The sequence below is a fragment of the Escherichia sp. E2562 genome (genome assembly GCF_005781075.1).
Taxonomy (GTDB): domain Bacteria; phylum Pseudomonadota; class Gammaproteobacteria; order Enterobacterales; family Enterobacteriaceae; genus Escherichia.
Genome location: NZ_VATM01000011.1, coordinates 41,291 through 67,922 on the forward strand (window position 1 = coordinate 41,291; position 26,632 = coordinate 67,922).

Annotated in this window: 28 protein-coding genes; 7 read left to right on the forward strand and 21 right to left on the reverse strand. The window is 52.0% G+C overall.

Annotation, left to right across the window (positions count from 1 at the left end; genetic code table 11):
• Positions 1-13: 13 nt before the first annotated feature.
• Positions 14-421, forward strand: a complete 408-nt coding sequence (locus tag FEK43_RS16245; RefSeq protein WP_130258109.1) for a MarR family transcriptional regulator — start codon at positions 14-16, stop codon at positions 419-421.
• Between the two features lie 99 nt (positions 422-520).
• Here FEK43_RS16245 and rpoS read toward each other — a convergent pair whose 3' ends face one another.
• The 12 genes from rpoS to cysD form a co-directional block, all read right to left on the reverse strand.
• Positions 521-1,513 carry an RNA polymerase sigma factor RpoS gene (rpoS, locus tag FEK43_RS16250; protein ID WP_000081550.1) on the reverse strand — a complete coding sequence of 331 codons (993 nt, stop codon included), beginning with the start codon at positions 1,511-1,513 and terminating at the stop codon, positions 521-523.
• A 62-nt stretch (positions 1,514-1,575) separates the two neighbouring features.
• A complete protein-coding gene (gene nlpD, locus FEK43_RS16255) occupies positions 1,576-2,664 on the reverse strand; it encodes a murein hydrolase activator NlpD (protein WP_240725533.1) in 1,089 nt (362 codons plus the stop codon).
• Between the two features lie 193 nt (positions 2,665-2,857).
• The gene (gene pcm, locus FEK43_RS16260) at positions 2,858-3,484 is read right to left on the reverse strand and encodes a protein-L-isoaspartate O-methyltransferase (RefSeq protein WP_000254703.1); all 627 of its coding nucleotides are present in this window, start codon (positions 3,482-3,484) and stop codon (positions 2,858-2,860) included.
• Positions 3,478-4,239, reverse strand: a complete 762-nt coding sequence (surE, locus tag FEK43_RS16265; protein WP_001516955.1) for a 5'/3'-nucleotidase SurE — start codon at positions 4,237-4,239, stop codon at positions 3,478-3,480. Before surE ends, pcm begins: the two co-directional genes overlap by 7 nt.
• Positions 4,220-5,269 carry a tRNA pseudouridine(13) synthase TruD gene (gene truD / locus FEK43_RS16270; protein WP_130259329.1) on the reverse strand — a complete coding sequence of 350 codons (1,050 nt, stop codon included), beginning with the start codon at positions 5,267-5,269 and terminating at the stop codon, positions 4,220-4,222. Before truD ends, surE begins: the two co-directional genes overlap by 20 nt.
• Positions 5,266-5,745 carry a 2-C-methyl-D-erythritol 2,4-cyclodiphosphate synthase gene (ispF, locus tag FEK43_RS16275; protein WP_001219242.1) on the reverse strand — a complete coding sequence of 160 codons (480 nt, stop codon included), beginning with the start codon at positions 5,743-5,745 and terminating at the stop codon, positions 5,266-5,268. The genes truD and ispF overlap by 4 nt, the downstream gene beginning before the upstream one ends.
• The gene (gene ispD / locus FEK43_RS16280) at positions 5,745-6,455 is read right to left on the reverse strand and encodes a 2-C-methyl-D-erythritol 4-phosphate cytidylyltransferase (RefSeq protein WP_130207661.1); all 711 of its coding nucleotides are present in this window, start codon (positions 6,453-6,455) and stop codon (positions 5,745-5,747) included. Before ispD ends, ispF begins: the two co-directional genes overlap by 1 nt.
• 18 nt (positions 6,456-6,473) lie before the next feature.
• The gene (gene ftsB, locus FEK43_RS16285) at positions 6,474-6,785 is read right to left on the reverse strand and encodes a cell division protein FtsB (protein WP_000517476.1); all 312 of its coding nucleotides are present in this window, start codon (positions 6,783-6,785) and stop codon (positions 6,474-6,476) included.
• 193 nt (positions 6,786-6,978) lie between these two features.
• Positions 6,979-7,302, reverse strand: coding sequence for a DUF3561 family protein (locus FEK43_RS16290; protein WP_064528120.1), 324 nt, complete (start codon positions 7,300-7,302; stop codon positions 6,979-6,981).
• 49 nt (positions 7,303-7,351) lie between these two features.
• A complete protein-coding gene (gene cysC / locus FEK43_RS16295) occupies positions 7,352-7,957 on the reverse strand; it encodes an adenylyl-sulfate kinase (protein ID WP_130208047.1) in 606 nt (201 codons plus the stop codon).
• Positions 7,957-9,384, reverse strand: a complete 1,428-nt coding sequence (gene cysN, locus FEK43_RS16300; RefSeq protein ID WP_135407653.1) for a sulfate adenylyltransferase subunit CysN — start codon at positions 9,382-9,384, stop codon at positions 7,957-7,959. The genes cysC and cysN overlap by 1 nt, the downstream gene beginning before the upstream one ends.
• 1 nt (position 9,385) lies before the next feature.
• Positions 9,386-10,294, reverse strand: a complete 909-nt coding sequence (gene cysD, locus FEK43_RS16305) for a sulfate adenylyltransferase subunit CysD (protein ID WP_000372392.1) — start codon at positions 10,292-10,294, stop codon at positions 9,386-9,388.
• 250 nt (positions 10,295-10,544) lie between these two features.
• Between cysD and iap the strand changes: the two genes are divergently transcribed.
• Complete coding sequence (iap, locus tag FEK43_RS16310; RefSeq protein WP_131162384.1) at positions 10,545-11,582, forward strand: alkaline phosphatase isozyme conversion aminopeptidase; 1,038 nt, start codon at positions 10,545-10,547, stop codon at positions 11,580-11,582.
• 126 nt (positions 11,583-11,708) lie between these two features.
• Here iap and FEK43_RS16315 read toward each other — a convergent pair whose 3' ends face one another.
• The 4 genes from FEK43_RS16315 to cysJ form a co-directional block, all read right to left on the reverse strand.
• A complete protein-coding gene (locus FEK43_RS16315; protein ID WP_000956458.1) occupies positions 11,709-11,861 on the reverse strand; it encodes a Hok/Gef family protein in 153 nt (50 codons plus the stop codon).
• 265 nt (positions 11,862-12,126) lie between these two features.
• Positions 12,127-12,861 carry a phosphoadenosine phosphosulfate reductase gene (gene cysH, locus FEK43_RS16325; protein WP_135407655.1) on the reverse strand — a complete coding sequence of 245 codons (735 nt, stop codon included), beginning with the start codon at positions 12,859-12,861 and terminating at the stop codon, positions 12,127-12,129.
• A 274-nt stretch (positions 12,862-13,135) separates the two neighbouring features.
• Positions 13,136-14,848, reverse strand: coding sequence for an assimilatory sulfite reductase (NADPH) hemoprotein subunit (gene cysI, locus FEK43_RS16335; RefSeq protein WP_135407661.1), 1,713 nt, complete (start codon positions 14,846-14,848; stop codon positions 13,136-13,138).
• Complete coding sequence (cysJ, locus tag FEK43_RS16340) at positions 14,848-16,647, reverse strand: NADPH-dependent assimilatory sulfite reductase flavoprotein subunit (RefSeq protein ID WP_135407664.1); 1,800 nt, start codon at positions 16,645-16,647, stop codon at positions 14,848-14,850. Before cysJ ends, cysI begins: the two co-directional genes overlap by 1 nt.
• A 315-nt stretch (positions 16,648-16,962) precedes the next feature.
• Here cysJ and queD point away from each other — a divergent pair, with 315 nt between their 5' ends.
• The 4 genes from queD to FEK43_RS16360 all read left to right on the forward strand — a co-directional run bounded on the left by queD (position 16,963) and on the right by FEK43_RS16360 (position 19,520).
• Positions 16,963-17,328 (forward strand): 6-carboxytetrahydropterin synthase QueD, encoded by a 366-nt coding sequence (gene queD / locus FEK43_RS16345; protein WP_016159619.1) that lies wholly within the window; start codon positions 16,963-16,965, stop codon positions 17,326-17,328.
• A 77-nt stretch (positions 17,329-17,405) separates the two neighbouring features.
• Positions 17,406-18,677, forward strand: coding sequence for an FAD-dependent oxidoreductase (locus tag FEK43_RS16350; protein WP_135407666.1), 1,272 nt, complete (start codon positions 17,406-17,408; stop codon positions 18,675-18,677).
• On the forward strand, positions 18,668-18,928 hold the full coding sequence (locus FEK43_RS16355) for a ferredoxin family protein (protein ID WP_138158633.1): 261 nt from the start codon (positions 18,668-18,670) through the stop codon (positions 18,926-18,928). Before FEK43_RS16350 ends, FEK43_RS16355 begins: the two co-directional genes overlap by 10 nt.
• Before the next feature lie 16 nt (positions 18,929-18,944).
• Complete coding sequence (locus tag FEK43_RS16360) at positions 18,945-19,520, forward strand: glycerol-3-phosphate responsive antiterminator (RefSeq protein ID WP_130207669.1); 576 nt, start codon at positions 18,945-18,947, stop codon at positions 19,518-19,520.
• A 146-nt stretch (positions 19,521-19,666) separates the two neighbouring features.
• Here the strand turns inward: FEK43_RS16360 and FEK43_RS16365 are convergent, their stop codons facing one another.
• From FEK43_RS16365 to FEK43_RS16385, 5 genes are all read right to left on the reverse strand, one after another.
• On the reverse strand, positions 19,667-20,527 hold the full coding sequence (locus FEK43_RS16365) for an electron transfer flavoprotein subunit alpha/FixB family protein (RefSeq protein ID WP_135407668.1): 861 nt from the start codon (positions 20,525-20,527) through the stop codon (positions 19,667-19,669).
• Complete coding sequence (locus FEK43_RS16370) at positions 20,524-21,303, reverse strand: electron transfer flavoprotein subunit beta/FixA family protein (protein ID WP_135407671.1); 780 nt, start codon at positions 21,301-21,303, stop codon at positions 20,524-20,526. The genes FEK43_RS16365 and FEK43_RS16370 overlap by 4 nt, the downstream gene beginning before the upstream one ends.
• 7 nt (positions 21,304-21,310) lie before the next feature.
• Positions 21,311-22,690: an MFS transporter gene (locus FEK43_RS16375; protein WP_167850488.1), complete on the reverse strand. Its 1,380-nt coding sequence runs from the start codon at positions 22,688-22,690 to the stop codon at positions 21,311-21,313.
• Positions 22,691-22,711: 21 nt separating this feature from the next.
• Positions 22,712-24,166 carry an FAD-binding oxidoreductase gene (locus FEK43_RS16380; protein ID WP_138158635.1) on the reverse strand — a complete coding sequence of 485 codons (1,455 nt, stop codon included), beginning with the start codon at positions 24,164-24,166 and terminating at the stop codon, positions 22,712-22,714.
• Positions 24,167-24,235: 69 nt separating this feature from the next.
• On the reverse strand, positions 24,236-25,021 hold the full coding sequence (locus tag FEK43_RS16385; RefSeq protein WP_000021321.1) for an SDR family oxidoreductase: 786 nt from the start codon (positions 25,019-25,021) through the stop codon (positions 24,236-24,238).
• Between the two features lie 318 nt (positions 25,022-25,339).
• On the opposite strand from FEK43_RS16385, the gene FEK43_RS16390 reads away from it, so the two are divergent.
• Positions 25,340-26,617: an MFS transporter gene (locus FEK43_RS16390; RefSeq protein ID WP_135407677.1), complete on the forward strand. Its 1,278-nt coding sequence runs from the start codon at positions 25,340-25,342 to the stop codon at positions 26,615-26,617.
• Positions 26,618-26,632 lie beyond the last annotated feature (15 nt).

Here is a 26,632-nt window from a genome sequence, read left to right on the forward strand (position 1 = left end):
GCCCGGAGTTTACATGGCGTTACGAAATAAAGCGTTCCATCAGTTACGACAGCTTTTTCAGCAGCACACGTCTCGCTGGCAGCATGAGTTACCTGATCTGACCAAACCGCAGTATGCGGTGATGCGCGCTATTGCTGAACACCCCGGTATAGAGCAGGTTGCGCTGATAGAAGCAGCTGTCAGCACGAAGGCAACGCTGGCGGAAATGTTGGCAAGAATGGAAAATCGTGGCCTGGTCAGACGAGAGCATGACACCGTCGATAAGCGACGGCGCTTTGTCTGGCTGACTGCGGAAGGAGAAAAGGTACTTGCAGCGGCGATCCCCATTGGTGACGGCGTGGATGAAGAATTTTTGGGGCGTTTGAGTGGAGAAGAGCAGGAGCTGTTTATGCAGCTGGTGCGAAAAATGATGAACACATAACGCTGTCGCATCTTATCCAGGCGACAAAACACACCAACTCCCTATACAAAAGAAAAAGGCCAGCCTCATATGAGACTGGCCTTTCTGACAGATGCTTGCTTATTCGCGGAACAGCGCTTCGATATTCAGCCCCTGAGTCTGCAAAATCTCACGCAGACGGCGCAGGCCTTCAACCTGAATCTGGCGAACACGTTCACGGGTGAGGCCAATTTCACGACCTACATCTTCCAGTGTTGCCGCTTCGTACCCCAGCAAACCGAATCGACGTGCCAGCACTTCACGCTGCTTGGCGTTCAGTTCGAACAGCCATTTGACGATACTTTGTTTCATATCGTCATCTTGCGTGGTGTCTTCCGGACCGTTCTCTTTTTCATCGGCCAGGATATCCAGCAACGCTTTTTCGGAATCACCACCCAATGGGGTGTCTACCGAGGTAATGCGCTCGTTAAGACGAAGCATACGGCTGACGTCATCAACTGGCTTATCCAGTTGCTCTGCGATCTCTTCCGCACTCGGTTCGTGGTCCAGCTTATGGGACAACTCACGTGCGGTTCGCAGGTAAACGTTCAGCTCCTTTACGATGTGAATCGGCAAACGAATAGTACGGGTTTGGTTCATGATGGCCCGTTCGATCGTCTGGCGAATCCACCAGGTTGCGTAAGTTGAGAAGCGGAAACCACGTTCCGGGTCAAACTTCTCAACCGCGCGGATCAGCCCCAGGTTGCCCTCTTCGATAAGGTCCAGCAGCGCCAGACCACGATTGCCATAACGGCGGGCAATTTTTACCACCAGACGCAAGTTACTCTCGATCATCCGGCGGCGAGAGGCGACATCACCACGCAGTGCGCGACGCGCAAAATAAACTTCTTCTTCGGCCGTTAACAGTGGCGAATAACCAATCTCACCAAGATAAAGCTGAGTCGCGTCCAGCACACGCTGTGTTGCGCCCTGCGATAACAGCTCCTCTTCGGCCAAATCGTTATCACTGGGTTCCTCTTCAACTAAGGCCTTTTCGTCAAAAACCTCAACTCCATTCTCATCAAATTCCGCGTCTTCATTTAAATCATGAACTTTCAGCGTATTCTGACTCATAAGGTGGCTCCTACCCGTGATCCCTTGACGGAACATTCAAGCAAAAGCCTGGTTCCGCCGATTTATCGCTGCGGCAAATAACGCAGCGGGTTTACGGATTTCCCCTTGTAACGAATTTCAAAATGCAAGCGTGTTGAACTGGTTCCGGTGCTACCCATGGTCGCTATTTTTTGCCCCGCCTTAACTTCTTGTTGTTCCCGGACCAGCATTGTGTCGTTATGGGCGTAGGCACTCAGGTAATCATCATTATGTTTGATGATAATCAGATTACCGTAGCCGCGCAGCGCATTACCGGCATAAACAACGCGGCCATCTGCGGTCGCGATAATTGCCTGTCCTTTGCTACCTGCGATATCAATCCCCTTGTTGCCTCCCTCAGAAGCGCCAAAGGTTTCAATCACTTTGCCCTCAGTCGGCCAGCGCCAGGTGGAGATCGGCGTACTGGTTGTTGTACTGCTGACAGTTGGCTCGGTTGTGCTTGCTGTTGGTACCGTTACAGGCGCTGTGACCGTGGTCGCAGTTGGCTTGTTGTTCGGCAACATTTTGTTAGCACTCTGTTCACCCGAAGATTCAGAATACGTAATTGTCGGTTGCGACGCAACAGCAACGGTGGAATTTTGTGCAGGCTTGATCACAACTCCTTGCTCTGCTGCGTCGGCCTGGGTAATGGCATTTCCGCCAGTGATTGGCGTACCGGAAGCATTCCCCACCTGTAAGGTCTGACCTACGTTCAGAGCGTAAGGCGCCTGAATATTGTTGCGTTGGGCAAGGTCACGGAAGTCGTTACCGGTAATCCAGGCGATATAGAAAAGCGTGTCGCCTTTTTTCACGGTGTAAGTACTGCCGCTATAACTGCCTTTCGGAATATTTCCGTACTGACGGTTATAGACGATGCGTCCGTTTTCCATTTGCACCGGTTGCTGGGCAACAGGCTGTACCGGTTGGATTTGCGGCTGTTGAGCCGATTGAATTTGTGGCTGTTGTACCGGCTGAATTTGCGGTTGCTGCGTTGTAGACGTCGTCCCCATCTTCGGTGGCGGCGTAATCAACATACCAGAATTGGTATTTGCAGGTGCATTGCCATTGACGGAGCTGACAGGTGCCGGTGGATTTGAAGTGTCAGAACAGCCAGCCAACCATAGCGAAACCAGTGACAAAGCCGCAATACGGCGAACGGTGAATTTTGGGCTTCCCGCGCTCATTTATCCCCCAGGAAAAAAATTGGTTAATAACCAGTGACATAATTACCGTGCAAGGCACTCTACTGAACACTGGAAAAGATGTTCACGATACGCTGACCTGCTGCAAAATAACCAGGAAAATTCCAGGTATTTTCCTCACGCGCTAAGCCAGCTCCCCCTTTACTAAGGGAACAAAGCGCACAGCCTCCACGGTGTCGATAATAAATTCGCCTCCCCGACGACGCACCCGCTTTAAATACTGGTGCTCTTCCCCTACGGGTAAGACGAGAATGCCGCCTTCGTCCAGTTGCGTCATTAACGCTGTCGGAATTTCGGGCGGTGCAGCCGTTACAATGATAGCGTCAAACGGCGCACGTGCTTGCCAACCTTGCCATCCATCACCGTGACGGGTTGAAACATTGTGTAAATCAAGATTTTTCAGACGTCTGCGCGCCTGCCACTGCAACCCTTTAATCCGCTCGACCGAGCATACATGCTGGACAAGATGTGCCAGAATTGCTGTTTGATATCCTGAACCAGTGCCGATCTCCAGCACTCGCGACTGCGGCGTCAGTTCAAGTAATTCAGTCATTCGCGCCACCATATACGGCTGCGAAATTGTCTGCCCCTGACCTATCGGCAATGCGATATTGTCCCAGGCTTTTTGTTCAAACGCTTCATCGATGAATTTTTCACGCGGCACGGCAGCAAGTGCATTAAGCACCTGCTCATCCTGAATACCTTGCGCACGTAATTGATCCAGAAGTGCTTGTACGCGTCTGCTTACCATTGCGTGCCAACTCCCACGCTGTTTAACCAGTCTGAAACCACATCTTGCGCGTTGTGCGCGGTTAAATCCACATGCAGCGGCGTGATGGAGACGTAGCCTTCATCTACCGCAGCAAAATCGGTCCCCGGACCGGCATCACACTTACCGCCCGGCGGGCCAATCCAGTACAGCGTATTACCGCGCGGATCCTGCTGCGGAATCACTTGATCTGCCGGATGTCGTGTACCGCAGCGAGTCACGCGGATACCTTTAATCTGATCCAGCGGTAAATCAGGTACGTTGATATTGAGAATACGTCCGGTACGCAGCGGCTCTTTACACAGTGCACGCAAAATGGAACAGGTGACCGCTGCAGCAGTGTCGTAATGTTTATGCCCGTCAAGTGAAACGGCCAGTGCCGGAAAGCCTAAATGACGGCCTTCCATCGCGGCGGCTACCGTGCCGGAATAAATAACATCATCACCCAGATTCGGCCCGGCGTTAATACCCGAAACCACAATATCCGGGCGCGGACGCATCAGAGCATTCACGCCAAGATAGACACAATCGGTCGGGGTTCCCATTTGCACGGCGATATCACCATTTTCAAAGGTAAACGTGCGCAGGGAGGATTCCAGCGTTAGAGAATTTGAAGCGCCGCTGCGATTACGATCGGGGGCGACCACCTGAACGTCAGCAAACTCACGCAGAGCTTTCGCCAGCGTTTGTATACCGGGTGCATGTACCCCGTCATCATTACTCAGCAATATGCGCATAATCACCTGTTGTGTTGATAAGTTCCCTGACAACGCTGGTTGCAAAGCTTCCTGCCGGAAGCCAGAAACGGATTTCGACGGTGACGTCATCCCACCAGTTCCAGCTTAATTGTTGCGGATATAACAGCATCGCTCTGCGCGCCGCCTCAACTTTTTCGCGCAGCAGTAAGGCTTGTAATTCCGTTTCTTCGGCGACAGCTGCTTGTTCGAATGCCAGCGCCTCACGCTGGGTTCCCCATTCACCGCTACCCGGCATTGCAGCGGTAATTAACAGCTCTTTATCGTTCACGCGACGCTGTAATTCCGCCAGTTCTTCATTCGTGGCAACAAACCAGCTGCCGCGCCCGGCTAATTGTAGCGCATCACCGTCAACAACCTGATTAACTTCTGCTTTTTTGAGACGCTCAGCAACAATCTGATTAAACAACGCACTACGAGCTGCCGACAACCAAAAACTACGCTTATTGCGATCGCGCACCGGAGTATTGGTTTGCGCCCAGCGCAACGCACCCTGCAAGTTACTACCGCCAATACCAAAACGTTGCGCGCCAAAGTAATTCGGTACACCTTTCACGCAAATATCGATCAGTCGCTGTTCAACGTCATCACGATTGCTCACTTCTCGCAGCACCAGGGTAAAAGCGTTGCCTTTCAGCGCACCTAAACGCAGTTTGCGCTTGTGGCGTGCATACTCCAGCACCTGGCAGCCTTCCAGTTGAAACGCACTTAGATCAGGCATCTCTTTGCCCGGTACCCGAGCGCATAACCACTGTTCCGTAACGGCGTGTTTGTCTTTCTGCCCGGCGAAACTGACTTCGCGAGCATGAATTTTCAGGAATTTCGCCAGTGCGTCGGCCACAAAACGGGTATTGCAGCCGTTTTTGAGGATCCGCACCAGGATATGCTCACCTTCACCATCAGGCTCAAAGCCTAAATCTTCCACCACTACAAAATCTTCCGGGTTAGCTTTCAGCAGCCCGGTTCCTTGCGGTTTGCCGTGGAGGTAAGTGAGATTATCAAATTCAATCATTTTGTTGCCTTAATGAGTAGCGCCACCGCTTCACAGGCAATCCCTTCCCCACGTCCGGTAAATCCGAGTTTTTCCGTAGTAGTGGCTTTCACGTTAACATCATCCATATGGCAGCCGAGATCTTCGGCAATAAACACGCGCATTTGTGGAATGTGCGGCAGCATCTTCGGTGCCTGAGCGATGATAGTGACATCGACGTTGCCGAGGGTATAGCCCTTCGCCTGAATGCGTCGCCAGGCTTCGCGTAGCAGCTCGCGGCTGTCAGCGCCTTTAAATGCCGGATCGGTATCCGGGAATAGCTTGCCGATATCCCCCAGCGCCGCTGCACCAAGTAATGCATCGGTCAGCGCGTGCAGCGCCACGTCGCCATCAGAATGTGCCAGCAGCCCTTTTTCATAAGGGATGCGCACGCCACCAATGATAATTGGGCCTTCGCCGCCAAAGGCGTGAACATCAAAACCGTGTCCAATTCGCATTATGTATTCTCCTGATGGATGGTTCGGGTGAGGTAAAATTCGGCAAGCGCCAAATCTTCCGGGCGCGTGACTTTAATGTTATCCGCTCGGCCTTCGACAAGCTGTGGATGAAAACCGCAGTATTCCAGCGCTGAGGCTTCGTCAGTAATGGTAGCGCCTTCATTTAAAGCGCGTGTCAGGCAGTCATGTAACAGCTCACGAGGGAAAAATTGCGGCGTAAGCGCGTGCCATAAGCCGTTGCGATCAACGGTGTGAGCAATAGCATTTTTGCCTGGCTCGGCGCGTTTCATCGTATCGCGCACCGGCGCGGCGAGGATCCCTCCCGTGCGGCTGGTTTCGCTCAACGCCAACAGGCGCGCGAGGTCATCCTGATGCAGACAAGGGCGAGCGGCGTCATGCACTAACACCCACTGCGCATCGCCAGCGGCATTCAGACCAGCCAGCACGGAATTAGCACGCTCTTCACCACCAGCAACAACGGTGATTTGCGGATGATTCGCCAGAGGAAGTTGAGCAAAGCGGTTATCGCCAGGGCTTATTGCAATGACGACACGCGTCACCCGGGGATGCGCCAGCAGCGCATGCACCGAGTGTTCAAGAATGGTTTTATTACCGATTGAGAGATATTGCTTAGGACATTCCGTTTGCATTCGGCGGCCAAATCCGGCCGCCGGAACCACGGCGCAAACATCCAAATGAGTGGTTGCCATGTTAATTCCTGGGCTGATTTATCGATTGTTTTGCCCCGCAGACTGCGCGCGCTTCGACGCGTCAGGCACCAGACGATAAAAAGTTTCGCCCGGCCTGGTCATGCTGAGTTCATTACGCGCACGCTCTTCGAGCGCCTCCTGGCCGCCATTGAGATCGTCAATTTCGGCAAAAAGCTGATCGTTTCGCGCTTTAAGTTTCGCGTTTGTAGCTTGCTGTGCCGCCACATCATCATTGACGCGGGTATAGTCATGTATACCGTTCTTACCGAACCACAGCGAATACTGTAGCCAGACCAGAATAGCCAGCAACAGCAGCGTTAGTTTACCCATCCTGCCCCCTGAAAAACGGCATCCTCATCCCATGCATCCGAAGACGACTCTGCATCCTCTGTTGGGGATACCGCGACAACGCGGGCAAATGTACCACATTTGTCCACTGTTACGTATACCCAGGGCGCGCAGAACATAATCTCATTATTGGTTACGGTTTGAATTATGGACAGAATGAACAGGAAAGAACAGATTAGCCCAACAACCACATAAACAGTGCACCAAACATAATGCCAACGGTGATAAAAGTGAAAACAATACTGTAGCGTAATTTCCCGTCCATCAAGGAATGCAGCGCAATACCTACCACCACCGCAACAGGCATCAGCGCCAGAAAGAAAGGCCAGGTGTAGATAAAGAAAAACAGCGTGTTAGAGCCATAAATCAACATCGGAATCGCCAGTGCACACAGCCAGGACACAAAACCGACCACGGCCCCTGGTAGCGACCATGTGGTTTCTTCATCCTCGGTAAGGCTATCACTATTTGTTAGTGTAATGTTATGGCTATTACGCATATCAGATCCTGTTACTTTGACGAACCGGGCATGAAAACCCGGTGGTGTCTCAGGATCTGATAATATCGTTCTGTCTCAGTAGATCTAATAATTGCTGAACCAAATTTGTTACTAATTGTTCACCATTGAGATGAATTTCTGCCGATTCAGGCGCTTCGTAAACGGAATCTATTCCGGTAAAGTTACGCAGTTCACCAGCGCGTGCTTTTTTATATAAGCCTTTTGGATCGCGAGACTCACAAATCGCCAGCGGCGTATCGACAAACACTTCGATAAACCGCCCTTCTCCTACACGTTCGCGAACCATCTGCCGTTCGGCGCGGTGTGGTGAGATAAACGCCGTCAGCACCACAAGTCCGGCTTCGACCATTAAATTCGCCACCTCACCGACCCGACGGATATTTTCTTTGCGATCGGCATCGCTAAAACCGAGATCGCTGCATAAACCGTGGCGGACATTGTCGCCATCCAGTAAATATGTACTGACGCCAAGTTTATGTAACGCCTCCTCCAGCGCCCCCGCGACCGTTGATTTACCGGAACCAGAGAGGCCGGTAAACCACAGCACAACACCTCGATGACCGTGGTGGTGCTCGCGTTGTTGTGCAGTAACCGGATGGCTATGCCAGACGACGTTTTCGTCATGCAGCGCCATCATTTACCTCCCAGTAAATCGCGCGCTCCCCAGTGCGGGAAGTGGCGGCGTACTAACGCATTCAGCTCCAGCTCGAATGCGCTAAATTCCGACGGCGCAACGGCGGCCTCGTTTTTCGGCTCATGCACCATACCGGCACCAACAGTCACGTTGCTCAGGCGATCGATAAAAATCAGCCCACCCGTCACCGGATTTTGTTGATAACGATCTAACACCAACGGCTCGTCAAAGGTGAGATCCACGAGGCCGATCCCATTCAGTGGCAGGTTTTCAACTTCGCGTTGGGTAAGGTTATTAATATCAACCTGATAGCGAATACCATCAACACGGGCGCGCGTCTTCTTACCGGCGATTTTGATGTCGTAACTCTGCCCAGGGGAAAGCGGTTGCTCCGCCATCCATACCACATCAACTGACGCACTCTGCACTGCCAGTAACGCTTCATCTGCTGTCAGCAGCAGATCGCCACGGCTGATATCGATCTCGTCCGTCAGCACCAGGGTGATCGCTTCTCCAGCAAAAGCTTCTCCGCGATCGCCATCAAAAGTGACGATCCGCGCGATGCTTGACTCCACACCAGAGGGCAGCACTTTGACACGTTGCCCGACTTGCACGCTGCCGGAAGCCAGCGTTCCGGCGTAGCCACGAAAATCGAGATTAGGGCGGTTAACGTACTGAACCGGGAAGCGCATCGGCTGGGCATCAACCACTCGCTGAATCTCCACGGTTTCCAGCACTTCAAGTAATGTTGGGCCGCTGTACCACGGCATTCTTTCACTTTGCGAAGCTACATTGTCGCCTTCCAGCGCAGAGAGCGGCACAAAGCGAATATCCAGATTGCCCGGCAATTGTTCGGCAAAAGTCAGGTAGTCTTCACGAATGCGGGTGAATGTCTCTTCACTGTAATCCACCAGATCCATTTTGTTGATCGCTACGACCAGATGTTTGATCCCCAACAGCGTGGAGATAAAACTGTGACGACGGGTTTGATCGAGCACGCCTTTACGGGCGTCGATCAATAAGATCGCCAGCTCACACGTTGACGCGCCAGTCGCCATATTGCGGGTGTACTGCTCGTGCCCAGGGGTATCGGCGATAATAAATTTACGCTTCTCGGTGGAGAAATAGCGATAAGCCACATCGATTGTGATGCCCTGTTCGCGTTCCGCTTGCAGGCCGTCCACCAGCAGCGCCAGATCCAGTTTTTCGCCCTGGGTGCCGTGACGTTTACTGTCGTTATGCAGCGATGAGAGCTGATCTTCGTAGATTTGGCGGGTATCGTGCAGCAGGCGACCAATCAGGGTACTTTTGCCGTCATCGACGCTACCACAGGTCAGAAAACGCAGCAGGCTTTTATGTTGTTGCGCAATCATCCAGGCTTCGACGCCGCCTTCATTGGCGATTTGTTGTGCAAGTGCGGTGTTCATCTTAAAAATACCCCTGACGTTTTTTCAGCTCCATAGAGCCTGCCTGGTCGCGGTCAATCACGCGCCCCTGACGTTCACTGGTGGTGGAAACCAGCATCTCTTCGATGATCTCTGGCAGCGTTTGTGCATTTGACTCCACCGCACCGGTCAGCGGCCAGCAGCCCAGCGTGCGAAAGCGAACCATCCGTTTTTTAATCACTTCACCCGGTTGCAGGTCGATACGGTTGTCATCAATCATCATCAACATACCGTCGCGTTCCAGAACCGGACGTTCGGCGGCGAGATACAGCGGAACAATGTCGATATTTTCCAGCCAGATGTATTGCCAGATATCCTGCTCGGTCCAGTTAGAGAGCGGGAAGACGCGGATGCTTTCGCCTTTGTTGATCTGCCCGTTATAGTTGTGCCACAACTCCGGACGCTGGTTTTTCGGATCCCAGCGATGAAATCGGTCACGGAAAGAGTAGATTCGTTCTTTGGCGCGGGACTTCTCTTCATCGCGACGTGCGCCACCGAAGGCGGCATCAAAACCGTATTTGTTCAGAGCCTGTTTCAAACCTTCGGTTTTCATAATGTCGGTATGTTTGGCGCTGCCGTGCACGAACGGGTTAATCCCCATCGCCACGCCTTCCGGGTTTTTATGTACCAGCAACTCGCAGCCGTAAGCTTTCGCCGTACGATCGCGGAACTCATACATCTCGCGGAATTTCCAGCCGGTATCGACATGCAGCAGTGGGAACGGCAGCGTACCAGGATAAAACGCCTTGCGCGCCAGATGCAGCATGACGCTGGAATCTTTGCCGATGGAGTAAAGCATCACCGGATTTGAGAATTCTGCCGCCACCTCGCGAATGATGTGGATGCTTTCCGCCTCCAGCTGTCGTAGGTGGGTAAGTCGTTTTTGATCCATAACCGTTCCTTTGCAATACCGCTATTTTCTTGCCATCAGATGTTTCGACTATAGGGAGCGCAGGAGAACGAATGAAATTACCAATTGGAATGAGTAGTTCCTTAACGGAATAACGCTTTGGCAAAGCAAATATCAAAAAGTGCTTAAGCTACCGAATTTCGGGCGTTTAGGAAGATTTGAAATTGTTTTAGCGCAGCGGCAGTTTCATACTATGGCGGTAAAAATTTTGCATGGTATTTAAGGACTCACTATGTTTTCCGCATTGCGCCACCGTACCGCTGCCCTGGCGCTCGGCGTATGCTTTATTCTCCCCGTTTACGCCTCATCACCTAAACCTGGTGATTTTGCCAATACACAGGCGCGACATATTGCCACTTTCTTTCCGGGACGAATGACCGGAACACCCGCAGAAATGTTATCTGCCGATTATATTCGGCAACAGTTTCAGCAAATGGGTTACCGCAGTGATATTCGAACATTTAATAGCCGATATATTTATACCGCACGCGATAACCGCAAAAACTGGCACAACGTGACGGGAAGTACGGTGATTGCCGCTCATGAAGGCAAAGCGCCGCAGCAGATCATCATTATGGCGCATCTGGATACCTATGCCCCGCAGAGCGACGCAGATGCAGATGCCAATCTCGGCGGGCTGACGTTACAAGGAATGGATGATAATGCCGCAGGTTTAGGTGTCATGCTGGAGCTAGCTGAACGCCTGAAAGATATTCCGACTGAGTATGGGATTCGTTTTATTGCCACCAGTGGTGAAGAGGAAGGGAAATTAGGTGCTGAGAATTTACTCAAGCGCATGAGTGATACCGAAAAGAAAAATACTTTATTGGTGATTAACCTCGATAATCTGATTGTTGGCGATAAGCTGTATTTCAACAGTGGCGTAAAAACACCTGAAGCAGTAAGGAAATTAACGCGCGACCGGGCGCTGGCAATTGCCCGCAGTCATGGAATTGCCGCCACCACAAATCCAGGTTTGAATAAAAACTATCCGAAAGGCACTGGGTGTTGTAATGACGCAGAAATATTCGACAAAGCGGGCATTGCTGTACTTTCGGTGGAAGCGACAAACTGGAATCTTGGGAATAAGGATGGTTATCAACAACGAGCAAAAACAGCCGCATTCCCTGCGGGAAATAGCTGGCATGACGTAAGACTGGATAATCAACAGCATATAGATAAGGCACTTCCTGGAAGAATAGAACGCCGCTGCCGTGATGTTATGCGGATAATGTTACCGTTGGTGAAGGAGCTGGCGAAGGCGTCTTGATGGGGTTGAAATGATTACTCCCGTGCCTGCAGGAAATCAATGCCACCTGGAACAGAGAATAAAAAAGGGGTGCAGGAGGCCAAACTTTAACAATTCAATACGCGGGGTTTTACCCCCGCGTGGTGGCTACTTCTTCGATTCGTAAGCGAGAACTGCCTTAAACTCCATACCACGTTCTCTGATACTCAACTCACACAACGAGTCGCCTACCATCAGCGTGAATCCCAGTACTGTACAACACAGTACGATGATTGCCACAAGGGCATATTTTGTCAGCATGTCTTGCCTCCCTGCAAAGAAGAGACTAACATCCGAATTGCTTAGGTTCGAACGTAGGCCTCAGGTTGATAGAAATATCGCCTGGGGCTTTTGTCCATCTGGAACCTCGCGAATGCTTAACGCCAGACAGCCTCAAGCACCCGATGCCATTCTATATCTGTTGATTCCTCCTGCTATATTCACGTTTAAAATCAGGAATGCTGCTCGCAAAATAAAAACGCCCCTGTCATTTCTGACTGAGGCGTTTATTTTATTCAGAAGATATTTACCCTTCGTGCAATCCACATTCCCTTTTTAATCCAAAGAAACGCGTTTCTTCTTCCGCCATGCCAGGTTCCCATTTACGGGTTGTATGGGTATCTCCCACCGATAAATATCCTTCATCCCATAATGGGTGATATTTCAGGCCATGTTTTTGCAGGTACTGATATATCATCCGGTTATCCCAGTCGATAATCGGCAGCACCTTAAATACGCCACGCTGAATTGCCAGCACCGGTAAATTAGCGCGGCTGCCGGATTGTTCGCGGCGCAGGCCAGCAAACCACGTTTGCGCATTCAGTTCTTTCAGCGCCCGGTTCATCGGTTCAACTTTGTTGATATCATTGTATTTTTCAATGCCTTCAACGCCCTGCTCCCACAGTTTACCGTAGCGCGCTTCCTGCCAGGCGGCGCTTTCGGTAGCACGGTACACTTTCAGGTTGAGCTTGAGTTTGTCCGTTAACTCGTCAATAAAGCGGTAAGTTTCCGGGAACAGATAACCGGTATCGGTGAGGATCACCGGAATGTCCGGGTGAATCTGATTCACCAGATGCAGGCTCACCGCCGCCTGAATGCCGAAGCTGGAAGAAAGCACATATTCACCGGGCAGATTATCCAGCGCCCATGCAACGCGGCCTTCAGCGTCCAGTTTTTCCAGTTCGGCGTTAGTTTGGGCCAGCGCCAGAATCCGGTCTACCTTTGGCAGTTCGTTCAGGGTGTTTAGATCGAGTTTGGACATAAGTTCCTCACTGTTTGCCTTGCCTGATGCGACGCTGACGCGTCTTATCAGGCCTACAAGACCGGGCTCAACCGTAGGTCGGATAAGGCGTTTACGCCGCATCCGGCAAAGGTGCCAACTTGCCTTATGCGACGCTGTCGCGTCTTATCAGGCCTACAAAACCGGGCTCAACCGTAGGCTGGATAAGGCGTTTACGCCGCATCCGGCAAAAGGTGCCAACTTGCCTGATGCGACGCTGGCGCGTCTTATCAGGCCTACAAGACCGGGCTGATGGTTAATCCCACAAATCGCGCGCCGGGTCGAGCACCGGGCGAATGATGCCCGCACGCACCGTAAAGTCGCCGAAGCCTTCACCCGCTTCACGCTCTTTCGCCCAGCGCCCTATCAGTTCATCAAGCGACGCCAGGATTTCCGGCTCGGAGATGTTTTCTTTATACATCCGTGGGATACGTGTCCCCATGCGGTTGCCGCCAAGATGCAGGTTGTAGCGACCCGGCGCTTTACCCACCAGACCCACTTCCGCCAGCATCGCGCGACCACAACCATTCGGGCAGCCTGTTACACGCATCACGATATGCTCATCGCTAATGCCATGTTTCGCCATTAAATTATCGATGTTATCGATAAACGACGGCAGGAAACGCTCCGCTTCCGCCATCGCCAGCGGGCAAGTCGGGAATGACACGCAAGCCATTGAGTTTTCACGCTGCGGCGTTACGGCATTCATCAACCCGCTCTCTTTGGCGATCTTCTCGATCTTCGCTTTCTCACTTTCCGGTACACCGGCGATGATCAGATTCTGGTTCGCCGTAATGCGGAAATCGCCTTTGTGGATCTTCGCGATCTCCAGCAAGCCGGTTTTCAGCGGACGCCCAGGATAATCAAGGATGCGACCATTTTCGATAAACAGCGTCAGATGCCAGTTATCATCAATGCCCTTAACCCAGCCAATACGATCACCGCGTCCGGTAAACTCATACGGACGGATCGGTTCAAATTTGATCCCCGCGCGACGTTCCACTTCCGCTTTAAACGTCTCAACACCCACGCGCTCCAGCGTGTATTTGGTTTTGGCATTTTTACGATCGGTTCGGTTACCCCAGTCACGCTGAGTTGTCACGACGGCTTCCGCCACCGCCAGCGTATGCTCCAGCGGCAGATAGCCAAACTCGCTCGCCGTGCGGGCGTAGGTTTTCTTGTTACCGTGCTCCATGGAAAGCCCACCGCCCACCAACAGGTTAAAGCCCACCAGCTTGCCGTTTTCCGCGATCGCCACGAAGTTCATGTCGTTGGCATGCAGATCGATATCGTTCTGCGGCGGGATCACTACCGTGGTTTTAAACTTACGCGGCAGGTAGGTCTGACCAAGGATCGGCTCTTCATCAGTAGTGGCGACTTTTTCCTGATCGAGCCAGATCTCCGCGTAAGCGCGAGTACGCGGCAGCAGATGTTCAGAGATTTTCTTCGCCCATTCATAGGCTTCCGCATGCAGCTGCGACTCGAACGGGTTCGAGGTGCACAGCACGTTACGGTTCATGTCGTTGGCGGTGGCTAACGCATCCAGACCAACCGAGTGCAGCATCTGGTGTGCAGGTTTGACGTTCTTTTTCAGAATACCGTGGAACTGGAACGTCTGACGGTTGGTCAGGCGGATGCTACCGTAAACAGTGTTTTCCACCGCAAATTTATCGATCGCCTGCCACTGTTTGGTGGTGATAACACCGCCAGGCAAACGGCAGCGCAGCATCATGGCGTGGCGCGGTTCCAGCTTCTGCTCAGCACGTTCAGCGCGGATGTCACGGTCATCCTGCTGATACATACCGTGGAAACGGATCAGCAGGAAGTTATCGCCCTTAAACCCACCGGTCAGGCCGTCATTTAAATCTTCAGCAATCGTGCCGCGCAGATAGTTGCTTTCAAGCTTCATGCGCTCGGCGTCTGCCAGTTTACCTTCGACCACTAAAGGCCCTGGATGTTTTTCGCTCATTAGTAGACATCTCGCTGATAACGGCGCTCTACGCGCAGCTCACTTAAAAATTCATCTGCCGCTTCGGTGTCCATGCCACCAAATTCGGCAATCACTTCCAGAAGTGCCTGTTCAACGTCTTTCGCCATGCGATTAGCGTCGCCGCAGACATAAATGTGGGCACCGTCATTGATCCAGCGCCACAGCTCCGCGCCCTGTTCGCGCAGTTTGTCTTGTACGTAAATTTTTTCTTTTTGATCGCGCGACCAGGCGAGATCGATGCGCGTCAGCACGCCTTCTTTCACGTAACGCTGCCATTCCACCTGGTAGAGGAAATCTTCCGTAAAGTGCGGGTTGCCAAAGAACAGCCAGTTTTTACCCGGCGCTTCGTCGGCGGCACGTTGCTGCATAAAGGCGCGGAACGGCGCAATACCGGTACCTGGGCCAATCATAATCACCGGGGTTTCCGGGTTAGCGGGTAGGCGGAAGTTGTCGTTATGTTCGATAAAGACGCGAACTTCGCCCTCTTCTTCCACACGATCCGCGAGGAAACTAGAAGCACCACCGGCACGGGCGCGGCCTTCCACGTCGTAACGCACCACGCCAACGGTGACGTGTACTTCGTTCTCGACTTCCGCCTGCGAGGAGGCGATGGAATAGAGGCGCGGGGTCAGCGGGCGCAGCAGATTAATCAGCGCTTCGGCACCCAGTTGTGCCGGAGAGAAACGCACCATGTCGACAATCGGCGTGGTCGCGGCGTAATGCTGCAACTTCGCTTTATCGCCCACCAGCGGCAGCAGCGTTTCGCTGCGCGTTAAGGTAGCGTAGTTCTCAACGATATTGGCGGTGTTGACGGTCAGTTCGAAGTGCCACTGTAGCGCCTCATTCAACGGCAGGGTTTTGCCCTCAACGGTGACAGGTTCATCGCCTTTCAGCCACAGCAGTTCGACAAGTTCTTTCACCAGTGCCGGATCGTTCTGATACCAGACACCCAGCGCGTCACCCGGCTGATAACGCAGGCCAGAGTCGCCTAAGTCAATTTCGATATGACGAACGTCTTTTTCAGAGTTACGCCCGGTAATTTTCTGGTTAACCGAAAGGCTAGCCACCAGCGGCGCGTCTTTGCTGTACGGGCTGGTGTGGATTTCATTTAGCGCGCCAGTAGCGACGGATTGTGAAGGTGCTGCGACAGGCGCGCGCGATTTAAGCGCATCAACCACGCGGGCGCGCCACTCGCTGGCAGCGGCCTGGTATTCCACATCCGCATCAACGCGATCGAGCAGGCGTTCACCGCCCAGTTCCGCCAGCTTGCTGTCGAAATCTTTCCCGGACTGGCAGAAAAATTCATAAGAGCTATCGCCAAGGCTAAACACGGCAAACGCGGTGTTTTCCAGCTTCGGCGCTTTTTTGGAGAACAGAAACTTATGCAGCGCGACGGCTTCTTCCGGCGGTTCTCCTTCCCCTTGTGTTGACGTCACCACGATAAGCAGTTTTTCGCTGGCGATTTGTTTGAATTTATAGTCGCCCGCGTTCACCAGCTTAACGTTCAGTTTTACCGCTAATAAATCATCGCGTAACGCTTCGGCGACCCGACGCGCATTGCCGGTTTGCGAAGCGGAGATAATAGTAATACCCGGCATTTCTGCAGCGGGCGCTGGCGTCGCTGCAAGCGTAGCAGGCTGCTGGTTAAGCACGCCCCAGAAATAGCCAGAAACCCAGGCAAGCTGGGTGGGCGTTAAATCGGTCGTGGCCGCCTGGAGGCGTGCCAGTTGCTCCGGGTTCAGCGGAAGCAAAGCGGAAGGTGGGACCTGTGTCGTCATGCGTCGTTATGTTCCAGTAAGCAAAGCTGTTTATCGGCCCTGTCAGCGCCCATAAAACAGAAGAGAAGGTAAGGTTAACGGCGCGAAGGGGGTGGATTAAAGACGGGATAGCGATAACTAATAACCAAATCGACTAACCTGTTTTAGCAATAGTCTTTAACAACAAAATAGATTTATTAACTCAATGAAAAATAAATAAATATCGACCGCAATTAAGTTAAATCGGTCATTTTGCGCAACAAACCCGTTTTTAGTAATGCGAAAAAACAGGCTTTCCGGTACTCTACGGCGGTTTTATCGTCCTGTAGAGAAATTATGATGTCCACCACGTTATTTAAAGATTTCACCTTCGAAGCCGCTCACCGTCTGCCGCACGTCCCACAGGGACATAAGTGCGGGCGCTTACACGGGCATTCTTTTATGGTGCGCCTGGAAATCACAGGGGAAGTCGATCCACATACGGGCTGGATTATCGATTTCGCTGAACTGAAAGCGGCGTTTAAACCAACCTACGATCGCCTCGACCACTATTACCTCAATGATATACCCGGTCTGGAAAACCCAACCAGCGAAGTTTTAGCAAAATGGATTTGGGATCAAGTTAAACCCGTTGTGCCGCTATTAAGTGCGGTGATGGTGAAAGAAACCTGCACTGCGGGCTGTATCTATCGCGGCGAATGATAAGAGTGTGTCGGCGGTCAATTTCCCTTAAGTAACGCTATGTTAGGGTGTTGCGCTCAGGATATCTGGAGCACACCATGGAAGATGACTGCGACATTATTATCATCGGTGCGGGTATAGCAGGCACCGCTTGTGCTTTACGTTGCGCGCGGGCAGGTTTGTCCGTTCTGTTACTGGAACGCGCTGAAATTCCCGGCAGTAAAAACCTTTCCGGCGGGCGTTTATATACCCATGCGCTCGCTGAACTCCTCCCGCAATTTCATCTGACCGCGCCCCTTGAGCGTCGCATCACCCACGAAAGCCTTTCTTTATTAACACCAGATGACGCCACAACATTTTCCAGCTTACTGCCCAACGGCGAGTCATGGAGCGTGTTACGCCCGCGATTCGATCCGTGGCTGGTTGCCGAAGCCGAAAAAGAAGGTGTCGAGTGTATCCCTGGTGCGACGGTAGATGCGCTGTATGAAGAAAACGGCAGAGTGTGTGGCGTTATCTGTGGTGACGATATTCTCCGCACCCGTTATGTCGTCCTGGCAGAAGGTGCCAATAGCCTCCTGGCGGAACGCCACGGATTAGTTACCCGCCCTGCTGGCGAATCAATGGCGTTAGGAATCAAAGAAGTGCTGGCGCTGGAAACATCCGCTATTGAAGAACGTTTTCATCTGGAGAATAACGAAGGCGCAGCGTTGCTGTTCAGCGGCGAAATCTGTGATGACTTGCCCGGCGGCGCATTTCTTTATACTAATCAACAAACGCTCTCGTTAGGGATTGTTTGCCCGCTCTCTTCCCTTACGCAAAGTCGTGTTCCGGCAAGCGAGCTGCTGGCCCGCTTTAAAACGCATCCAGCAGTGCGCCCGCTTATCAAAAACACGGAATCGCTGGAGTATGGCGCGCATCTGGTGCCAGAAGGTGGCCTGCACAGTATGCCGGTGCAATACGCCGGTAACGGCTGGCTACTGGTGGGCGATGCGTTACGCAGTTGCGTCAATACCGGAATTTCCGTACGCGGCATGGATATGGCGCTGACTGGCGCACAGGCGGCGGCACAAACGCTGATAAGCGCCTGCCAGCACCGCGAGCCGCAAAATCTGTTTCCGCTTTATCATCAAAACATAGAACGCAGTCAGCTGTGGGATGTTCTACAACGTTATCAGCATGTTCCGGCGCTTTTGCAACGCCCGGGATGGTACCGTGCGTGGCCTGCGTTAATGCAGGATATTTCCCGTGATTTATGGGATCAGGGGGATAAACCTGTTCCGCCGCTGCGCCAGTTACTCTGGCGTCATATACGTCGTCATGGCCTGTGGCATCTGGCGGGCGATGTTATCAGGAGTCTGCGATGTCTGTAGCCCGTAATCTCTGGCGCGTTGCTGATGCGCCGCACATTGTTCCGTCTGACTCCGTTGAGCGTCAGACGGCAGAACGATTGATTAACGCCTGTCCGGCAGGTCTTTTTTCGCTCACGCCGGAAGGGGACTTGCGTGTTGATTATCGCGGTTGCCTTGAGTGCGGAACCTGCCGTTTGCTGTGCGACGAAAAAACACTACAACAGTGGCGCTATCCGCCTTCCGGATTCGGCATCACCTACCGCTTTGGATAAATAATAAGGATAATGTATGTCCCTCTTACACCTGCTCCGCCAGAATCCGGTGATTGCTGCCGTTAAAGATAATGCCAGCCTGCAACTGGCAATCGATTCTGAATGCCAGTTTATTTCCGTGTTGTACGGCAATATCTGCACCATCAGCCATATCGTTAAAAAGATTAAGAACGCCGGGAAATATGCCTTTATTCATGTCGATTTGCTGGAAGGTGCATCGAACAAAGAAGTGGTGATTCAGTTTCTGAAACTGGTGACCGAAGCGGACGGCATTATCAGCACGAAAGCATCGATGCTGAAAGCGGCAAGAGCGGAAGGTTTTTTCTGTATTCATCGCCTGTTTATTGTCGATTCGATTTCGTTTCACAACATTGATAAGCAGGTTGCGCAATCGAACCCAGATTGTATTGAGATCCTGCCAGGCTGTATGCCCAAAGTGCTGGGCTGGGTGACGGAGAAAATCCGCCAACCGCTGATTGCTGGTGGGTTGGTGTGCGATGAAGAAGATGCGCGTAATGCGATTAACGCGGGTGTGGTGGCGCTTTCCACCACGAATACCGGGGTCTGGACGTTAGCGAAAAAATTGCTTTGACGGGATAATCGTAACGAATTGAATTTGTGTGATTTGTAGGCTGTATGCCAAATCCGGCATTCAGCGCCTGATGCGACGCTTGACGCGTCTTATCAGGCCTACAAGTCCCGAGCCTGGCCCCCGTCCACGCCGCATCCGGCTGTACGTTATTGGCAATCTGCGTGAATGTTTGTCACCAGTGCCTCCAGCACGGCTTTCCAGTCATCTACCACACCAACATCTGCCTGCGAAAATACCGCCGCGCTGGCGTCATGATTAATCGCCACCACAAACTTACTATTACGTACGCCCGCCATTAACGCTGCCGCACCGGATGCGCCCGCCACAATGCAAACATCTGGCGCCAACAAATGCCCGGAAATGCCAATGACCTTTTCGGCTTCAAAGCCACCGTTCATCACTCGCGCCCGACTGTAGCCCACTTCTGCTCCCAGCTTTTCAGCCAGCGTAGCGATGTCATGGCTATCTGCCTCGCCGCCCTGCCCCACTACCAGCACCCGTCTGGCCTCAGCTAATGGATCGCGGGTAACATTTTTAAGATCCTCTGTGCTAACCAGCCAGTCGGGAAGCGCCCCGGGAACAATGTTCAGTTGCTGCATACCAGAGGGCAACGTGGCGTTTTTCGCTGCTCCCACCTGACGTGCCAGCGAAAGGCATAGCGGGCGTTTTTCTGTTTGCAACGTCGCCGTTAGCGCATTTCCCCAGTGGGATTTGCGCACGCTTACGGTTGGAATATCTAACGAAGTCACCTGGCAGATGCTTGCACCATGTAAACGCCAGGCCAGCCGGGTCGACAGTTCATCACCAAACGTTCCCGGCGGAAAGAGAACAACGTCCACAGGCGTTCGCTGCCACTGTTCTACCAGCGCATCCAGCACCTGTTCCGCGACCATCGGCTGCGGCTCGATTTGCCAGTGCGTTAGTGTGCTGCCGCTGAAATCCTGCACCGCCAGCCAGCCCGCCATTGCGGCATGTTCCTGATTGATTGTCACAATTGCGATATTCATGGCTGCATCCTTTGGCGTAAATAGTCCTGCCATAGCTTTTGCGCTTTTTCTGCTACCGTTTGCCCATCAATCAGCGTCGCTCTGCGTCGTTGCTCTGGCCTTGCCAGTTGCAGACACTGCATCGCTGGCGATTCAGCAGCAACAGTTTTGCGGATAATTTCCGCTTTCCCCGCCGCCATACGCTGGCGCATTCCCGGTACTGGCAAGGCCACTTCACCGCACTGGCGCACGGCAATCACCACAGGCAAGCGGACACGACAACAGCGCACCCCATTTTCAGTACGCTGTTCGAGGGTGATAAACGGCGCGTCGAGTGTGAAACGCTCCACCTGGGTGAAACAGGGCCAGCCCAGCATTTCCGCCAGCAAAAATGGCGTTTGCCCATTCTGCCCTTCGCTGCTTTGGCAGCCGGTAATTATCAGATCCAGCGGATTCTGACGCTGCCATTCGGCAATATGGCGAGCGACAAATTCCGGCGCAAAGCGCAGATCTGCCGCCGTCTCCAGCAATACAGCTTCCTCAAACCCAAGAGCCATGAGATAGCGCAGCCAGTGCAACGCCCGTTCATCCCCCATGCTCAACGCGGTTAAAGTCATCGGCGTGCCATTTTTTCTCTGCGCCAACAGCAGCGCGGCAGCGGCCTGTTCATCAGCACCGAGTAAACTTCGCAGTAGCGAAACATCCGGTCCGCTATTACCCTGAGCCGCCGCCAGCCACTCTTTTTCCGCCAGCATCCCGGCATCCGGTTCGGCTTTAAACGCTAACAGTATGTTCATTCGCACCTCATACATTTCCCGCCGCCACCAGCGGGAGGGCTTTAGTTTCTGGTGCCCATAGCCAGGTCACGACAAAACCAACTAACAACACTGCCGCCAGGATCAATAAGGTAACTTGCATCCCCCACTGCGCCAGAATCCACGGCAGCAGACCCGTACTTACCGCCGCGCCAAGTCGACTCATGGCAGTGGCAAAACCGACGCCCAGCGAGCGAATGTCAGTAGGAAAACTTTCCGCAGGCAAAATGCCCACCAGATTACTGACCGCCGAAATGGTGGTGCTGAAGAGAACAAAAAGCAGCAGCGTTAATGAACTGCCGGAAGGCAAACAGGCCATTACTACCAGCGTTGCCGCCAGCAGCAAAAAACTTCCCAGCAAAAATTTGCGATGTGCCAGCAGGTGCGTCAGAACTAATCCCAGCAGCGCGCCCACAATTAACAACGCATTAAGCATCAGGCTGGCGGTCAGCGCATCTTCCAGACCAATAGTTTGGGCAATGGTCGGCAGCCAGGTATAAATCACAAACCATGGGATTACGAGGCAGACAAAGAAGACGCTGTTAAACGCCGTGCGCCGCCAGTAGCGCGAAGAGAACAAAGTTTTGATGTGTTTATGGGTCGCCGCTGCCACTTCATCGCCCAGTAAAACATGGGGACCAAAATAGCGATGCACGATAGCGTGAGCTTCTGCAAAACGCCCCTGGCGCAGTAGCCAGCGTGGCGATTCTGGCGTTCCCCAGCGTAATAACGTAATCAACAACGCGGGCAGAGCTGCCGATGCCAGCAACCAGCGCCAGGCTTCAGGGCTTTCTGAAATAAAGTGATGTCCGGCAATACTTGCCAACACATAGCCTACGGTCCACACCACGCTGAACGCGCCCAGCAAAATACCGCGATGGCGGCGCGGGGAAAATTCAGCCAGCAAGGTGTGACCGACTGAGTAATCGCCTCCCAGACCAATGCCAATCAAAATGCGCAGTCCAATAAGATGCTCTGGCGTGGTGGCAAAAAATTGTAAAAACGAAGCAAGCGTAATCAGCAAAAAACTGAAGGTGAAGATTTTTTGTCGCCCAATATGGTCGGAGATCCACCCCAAAACCAGGCTGCCGATAAACAGGCCAAGTAACGCCGAGCCGCCAATCATACCCGCCATAAACGGCGTCAGTTGCATGGCTGGAGTAAGCTGAATAATGGCGTAACCAATGACGCCGAGGACATAACCGTCGGTCAGGTGCGCACCGAAAGTGAGCGCAGCAATGCGGCAGTGAAAACGGTTAAGTGGTAAATCATCCATTCGCACCGGTGAAGTGTTCATCTTTACCCCTTCATTGTCCGGTAATAAGAACGGCTTCCCGGTTGAGAAGCCGAAAAGGCAACGCCCCGACATCACGGGACGCTGCCTGACACATTATTTTTCAATCGGATAGATAGTACCCGTATTCATAATGCCGTTAGGATCGAACTGCTTTTTCAGCCCTTCCAGCAACGCCCACGCGCTGCCGTGTTCCAGTTTGCTCCAGTGAACGCGATGTTTACCGATACCGTGGTGGTGCACCATCGAACCGCCGAGGCGAATGGTTTCTTCACAGATGATTTTGTTGAGCGGATTGTGGTACTTGTCGATTTCCTCTTCCGGCTTACAGTCAACGACGTTGTAGTCGTAGACGAAGTACATGTTGGTGCCGTTCTGGTAGCTATGAGAGGAGTGACCGCCCAGCATGGTGATGTCGTCGGCGTGCGGGAACTCGGTACGAATACGGTTAATAACGCTTTCGTAGATTTCGTGGATGCAGCTCCAGCAGCCGGAGACTTCAGTGGTAAAGCCCATGTTGCCGGTTTTGAGGATCTGTACACGTTCGGCAGCCACTTTATCTGGTCCCCAGTTCAGGTGATTAAACCAGGTTTCAATCAGTTTGCTGTCTACACGCTGGCATTGCGGGGAGCGGGCAACGATTTCCGCAATCCCTTCGCCCGTCGCCTTCGCAATGCGAGGGTTACCTTCAGCCATAAAGATCAGCACACATTTTCCGTCGGCAAAATGGGTGAAGTGTTGGGTGCCATCTTCGGCGTCATACAAACGAGCGATCGACGGACGATAACCTTCCACCATGATTTCACGCAGGATGTTGAAGCCGGTTTTCATGTCTTCCAGGATATAGCCGTAGAAGAGGTTGTTTTCTGGGGTGAATTTAAAGATTTTCACTGTTACTTCAGTGATATAGCACAATGCACCTTCGTTGCCGATGATGATGTGACGAATGTCCGGGCCAGCCGCGCGGCGTGGCACGTTTTTAATGCGTGTCACGGTGCCATCAGCCAATACTGCTTCCAGACCAACGACCATATCTTCGATTGCGCCGTAGAGTGTGGAGAACTGCCCGATACTGCGGGTTGCTACCAGGCCGCCCATCTGCGCCAGCGGTTTTGATTGCGGAGAATGCCCTGTGGTGTAACCTTTTTCACGCAACGCGTTTTCCAGCACCTCCAGCGGAACGCCACATTGCGCCGTGGCCTGCATATTCTCAATATCAATATTAATGATTTGATTCATGGCGGAGCCGTCGAGCACCACCGAGTTTTCCACAACGGTTTCCAGTCCCCCCTCGGTGGCGGAAGCGCCGGTACGCGGCACACCATTAATTTTGTGCGCATTCATAAAATTCAACACACGGGAGACTTGTTCTGTGGAACCGAGTTTTACGACCGCTGCCGGAATCGGCAAAGTATAAATGCCATGAATATCCGGAAATTTACGAAAACGGTCAATACTGTTCTTCTTTAATACTGTTTCATCGGTAATTACGCGATCTGCACCAACAATTTCCTTTAGCTGGTCGACAATCGCTGCGCGAGATAAAGACATAGTAATTCCTTCCTGATAATAAAAATGGAATAATCATTAATAAGAGAAAACAGAAACCACCGTTATGGATTAGCGCACTAAATAACCGCCATCAACCACTAATAAATGTCCGTTGACATAATTTGAAGCCGGACTTGCGAGGAATACGGCTGCGCCCATTAAATCCTGAGTATCGCCCCAACGGTTTGCCGGAATATGATCAAGAACGCGCTGGTTAGTTTCTGGATTACTACGGGTCGCCAGAGTGATATCGGTAGCGTAATATCCCGGAGCAATACCATTCACCTGAATATTATATTGACCTAATTCATCGCAATAGGCTTTGGTGAATCCGGCAAGAGCATGTTTAGTGGCAGAATAAGCAGGTGACCATTGTCCACCTAAGTAAGAGAACAATGAACAGATATTAATGATTTTACCGCTTTTCTGCGGGATCATAATTTTTGCGGCTTCATAACTTAACTCGAATGCGGCGGTCAGGTTCACATCAATCATTGGATCCCAGTCGGCACGACCGAAGTCCAGCACTTTATTCAGCTTACAAATACCGGCATTGTTAACCAGAATATCAACGGTACCGAAGCGCTCACAGCAGGCAGCGATAATCTTCTGCGGTGCGCCTTCTGCGGTGATATCCACCTGCATGAAGTCCACTTCAACACCCTGTTTTTCAATCATTTCCTTTGTTTCACCGTTATCTTTGACAAAACTTGGAATAAAAATATTTGCGCCAGCTTTGGCCAACGCCATTGCAAATGCCTGACCTAAACCGCTATTCCCGCCGGTAACAATTGCTGTTTTACCTTTCAGGGAGAAAAAATCCATTGAGAACGCATTGAGAGATTCGATTGACATAGTTAGCTCCAATTTCCGTAAGGCAAAAAAAAAGAAAGGTAACTTCCCCCGCGAGAGGGAAGTTACCTTTCTCATTATCTCTGGTAACTGGAGATAATTTTTAGCATAAGGGCATAACTGCTAATGTGATCGTAATCACAGTGTGCTGTTCGTATTATCAAATAGTTTTAAAAAGCAGAAGCGTGATTACTCTCACACAACACCTCTGCTTTCCATGTTATTTCTTATCGCAATTACTAGAGACCTGAGAAAAGTAATCCACCTGAAAGGGCGGCTTACTTTTCTCTTTTTTTTGTCTATTACAAATGGGAATACGATATGCAACACAACTCATATCGCCGTTGGATAACCCTCGCGATAATTAGTTTTAGCGGCGGCGTAAGTTTTGATCTGGCTTATTTACGTTATATTTATCAAATTCCCATGGCGAAATTTATGGGATTCAGCAATACCGAGATAGGTTTAATAATGAGTACATTTGGTATTGCGGCCATTATTCTTTATGCCCCCAGCGGCGTTATTGCCGATAAATTTTCACACCGCAAAATGATTACTTCCGCGATGACCATTACCGGGTTGCTGGGCCTGATAATGGCAACCTATCCACCACTCTGGGTAATGCTCTGTATTCAGGTCGCCTTTGCGATAACCACTATTTTAATGCTGTGGTCAGTGTCGATTAAAGCCGCCTCATTACTTGGCGATCATAGCGAGCAAGGGAAGATCATGGGCTGGATGGAGGGGCTGCGCGGCGTCGGTGTAATGTCGCTGGCGGTGTTTACCATGTGGGTCTTTTCTCGCTTTGCACCGGATGACAGCGCCAGCCTGAAAACGGTCATTATTATCTACAGTGTGGTTTACATCTTATTGGGGATTCTGTGCTGGTTTTTTGTTAGCGATAACAACAACCTGCGCAGTGCCAATAACGAAGAAAAACAGTCATTCCAGCTTAGCGACATCCTGGCCGTTTTGCGCATCAGCACCACCTGGTATTGCAGCATGGTGATTTTTGGCGTCTTCACCATCTACGCCATTCTGAGTTACTCCACCAACTATCTGACCGAGATGTACGGCATGTCGCTGGTGGCGGCGAGCTACATGGGGATTGTGATCAACAAAATCTTCCGCGCACTGTGTGGTCCACTTGGCGGCATCATCACCACCTACAGCAAAGTGAAATCCCCTACCCGCGTGATCCAAATCCTTTCCATCATCGGCCTGCTGGCACTGACTGCCCTACTCGTTACCAACTCTAACCCGCAATCGGTCGCGATGGGGATTGGCCTGATTTTACTACTGGGATTCACCTGTTACGCCTCACGCGGGCTGTACTGGGCCTGCCCCGGCGAAGCGAGAACACCGTCTTACATTATGGGTACCACGGTAGGCATTTGTTCGGTGATTGGATTCCTGCCGGAAGTCTTCGTTTACCCGATTATCGGTCACTGGCAGGACACCCTGCCCGCTGCAGAAGCCTACCGCAACATGTGGCTGATGGGCATGGCGGCCCTCGGCATGGTGATCGTCTTTACCTTTTTGCTGTTCCAAAAAATTCGTACTGCTGATATCGCCCCCGCAACGGCTAACAGCAAGTAAGCCAGAAAAATTACA

Bases quoted from the DNA above. Each gene is read 5' to 3' on its own strand.
- cysD (WP_000372392.1), bottom strand. From the start codon at position 10,294: ATGGATCAAAAACGACTTACCCACCTACGACAGCTGGAGGCGGAAAGC.
- cysI (WP_135407661.1), bottom strand. From the start codon at position 14,848: ATGAGCGAAAAACATCCAGGGCCTTTAGTGGTCGAAGGTAAACTGGCA.
- FEK43_RS16355 (WP_138158633.1), top strand. From the start codon at position 18,668: ATGTCTGTAGCCCGTAATCTCTGGCGCGTTGCTGATGCGCCGCACATT.
- iap (WP_131162384.1), top strand. From the start codon at position 10,545: ATGTTTTCCGCATTGCGCCACCGTACCGCTGCCCTGGCGCTCGGCGTA.
- FEK43_RS16375 (WP_167850488.1), bottom strand. From the start codon at position 22,690: ATGTCGGGGCGTTGCCTTTTCGGCTTCTCAACCGGGAAGCCGTTCTTA.
- ispD (WP_130207661.1), bottom strand. From the start codon at position 6,455: ATGGCAACCACTCATTTGGATGTTTGCGCCGTGGTTCCGGCGGCCGGA.
- FEK43_RS16315 (WP_000956458.1), bottom strand. From the start codon at position 11,861: ATGCTGACAAAATATGCCCTTGTGGCAATCATCGTACTGTGTTGTACA.
- cysH (WP_135407655.1), bottom strand. From the start codon at position 12,861: ATGTCCAAACTCGATCTAAACACCCTGAACGAACTGCCAAAGGTAGAC.
- rpoS (WP_000081550.1), bottom strand. From the start codon at position 1,513: ATGAGTCAGAATACGCTGAAAGTTCATGATTTAAATGAAGACGCGGAA.
- cysN (WP_135407653.1), bottom strand. From the start codon at position 9,384: ATGAACACCGCACTTGCACAACAAATCGCCAATGAAGGCGGCGTCGAA.
- FEK43_RS16350 (WP_135407666.1), top strand. From the start codon at position 17,406: ATGGAAGATGACTGCGACATTATTATCATCGGTGCGGGTATAGCAGGC.
- FEK43_RS16385 (WP_000021321.1), bottom strand. From the start codon at position 25,021: ATGTCAATCGAATCTCTCAATGCGTTCTCAATGGATTTTTTCTCCCTG.
- FEK43_RS16370 (WP_135407671.1), bottom strand. From the start codon at position 21,303: ATGAACATACTGTTAGCGTTTAAAGCCGAACCGGATGCCGGGATGCTG.
- FEK43_RS16390 (WP_135407677.1), top strand. From the start codon at position 25,340: ATGCAACACAACTCATATCGCCGTTGGATAACCCTCGCGATAATTAGT.
- surE (WP_001516955.1), bottom strand. From the start codon at position 4,239: ATGCGCATATTGCTGAGTAATGATGACGGGGTACATGCACCCGGTATA.
- FEK43_RS16245 (WP_130258109.1), top strand. From the start codon at position 14: ATGGCGTTACGAAATAAAGCGTTCCATCAGTTACGACAGCTTTTTCAG.
- truD (WP_130259329.1), bottom strand. From the start codon at position 5,269: ATGATTGAATTTGATAATCTCACTTACCTCCACGGCAAACCGCAAGGA.
- FEK43_RS16290 (WP_064528120.1), bottom strand. From the start codon at position 7,302: ATGCGTAATAGCCATAACATTACACTAACAAATAGTGATAGCCTTACC.
- FEK43_RS16365 (WP_135407668.1), bottom strand. From the start codon at position 20,527: ATGAATATCGCAATTGTGACAATCAATCAGGAACATGCCGCAATGGCG.
- ftsB (WP_000517476.1), bottom strand. From the start codon at position 6,785: ATGGGTAAACTAACGCTGCTGTTGCTGGCTATTCTGGTCTGGCTACAG.
- pcm (WP_000254703.1), bottom strand. From the start codon at position 3,484: ATGGTAAGCAGACGCGTACAAGCACTTCTGGATCAATTACGTGCGCAA.
- queD (WP_016159619.1), top strand. From the start codon at position 16,963: ATGATGTCCACCACGTTATTTAAAGATTTCACCTTCGAAGCCGCTCAC.
- cysC (WP_130208047.1), bottom strand. From the start codon at position 7,957: ATGGCGCTGCATGACGAAAACGTCGTCTGGCATAGCCATCCGGTTACT.
- FEK43_RS16380 (WP_138158635.1), bottom strand. From the start codon at position 24,166: ATGTCTTTATCTCGCGCAGCGATTGTCGACCAGCTAAAGGAAATTGTT.
- ispF (WP_001219242.1), bottom strand. From the start codon at position 5,745: ATGCGAATTGGACACGGTTTTGATGTTCACGCCTTTGGCGGCGAAGGC.
- FEK43_RS16360 (WP_130207669.1), top strand. From the start codon at position 18,945: ATGTCCCTCTTACACCTGCTCCGCCAGAATCCGGTGATTGCTGCCGTT.
- cysJ (WP_135407664.1), bottom strand. From the start codon at position 16,647: ATGACGACACAGGTCCCACCTTCCGCTTTGCTTCCGCTGAACCCGGAG.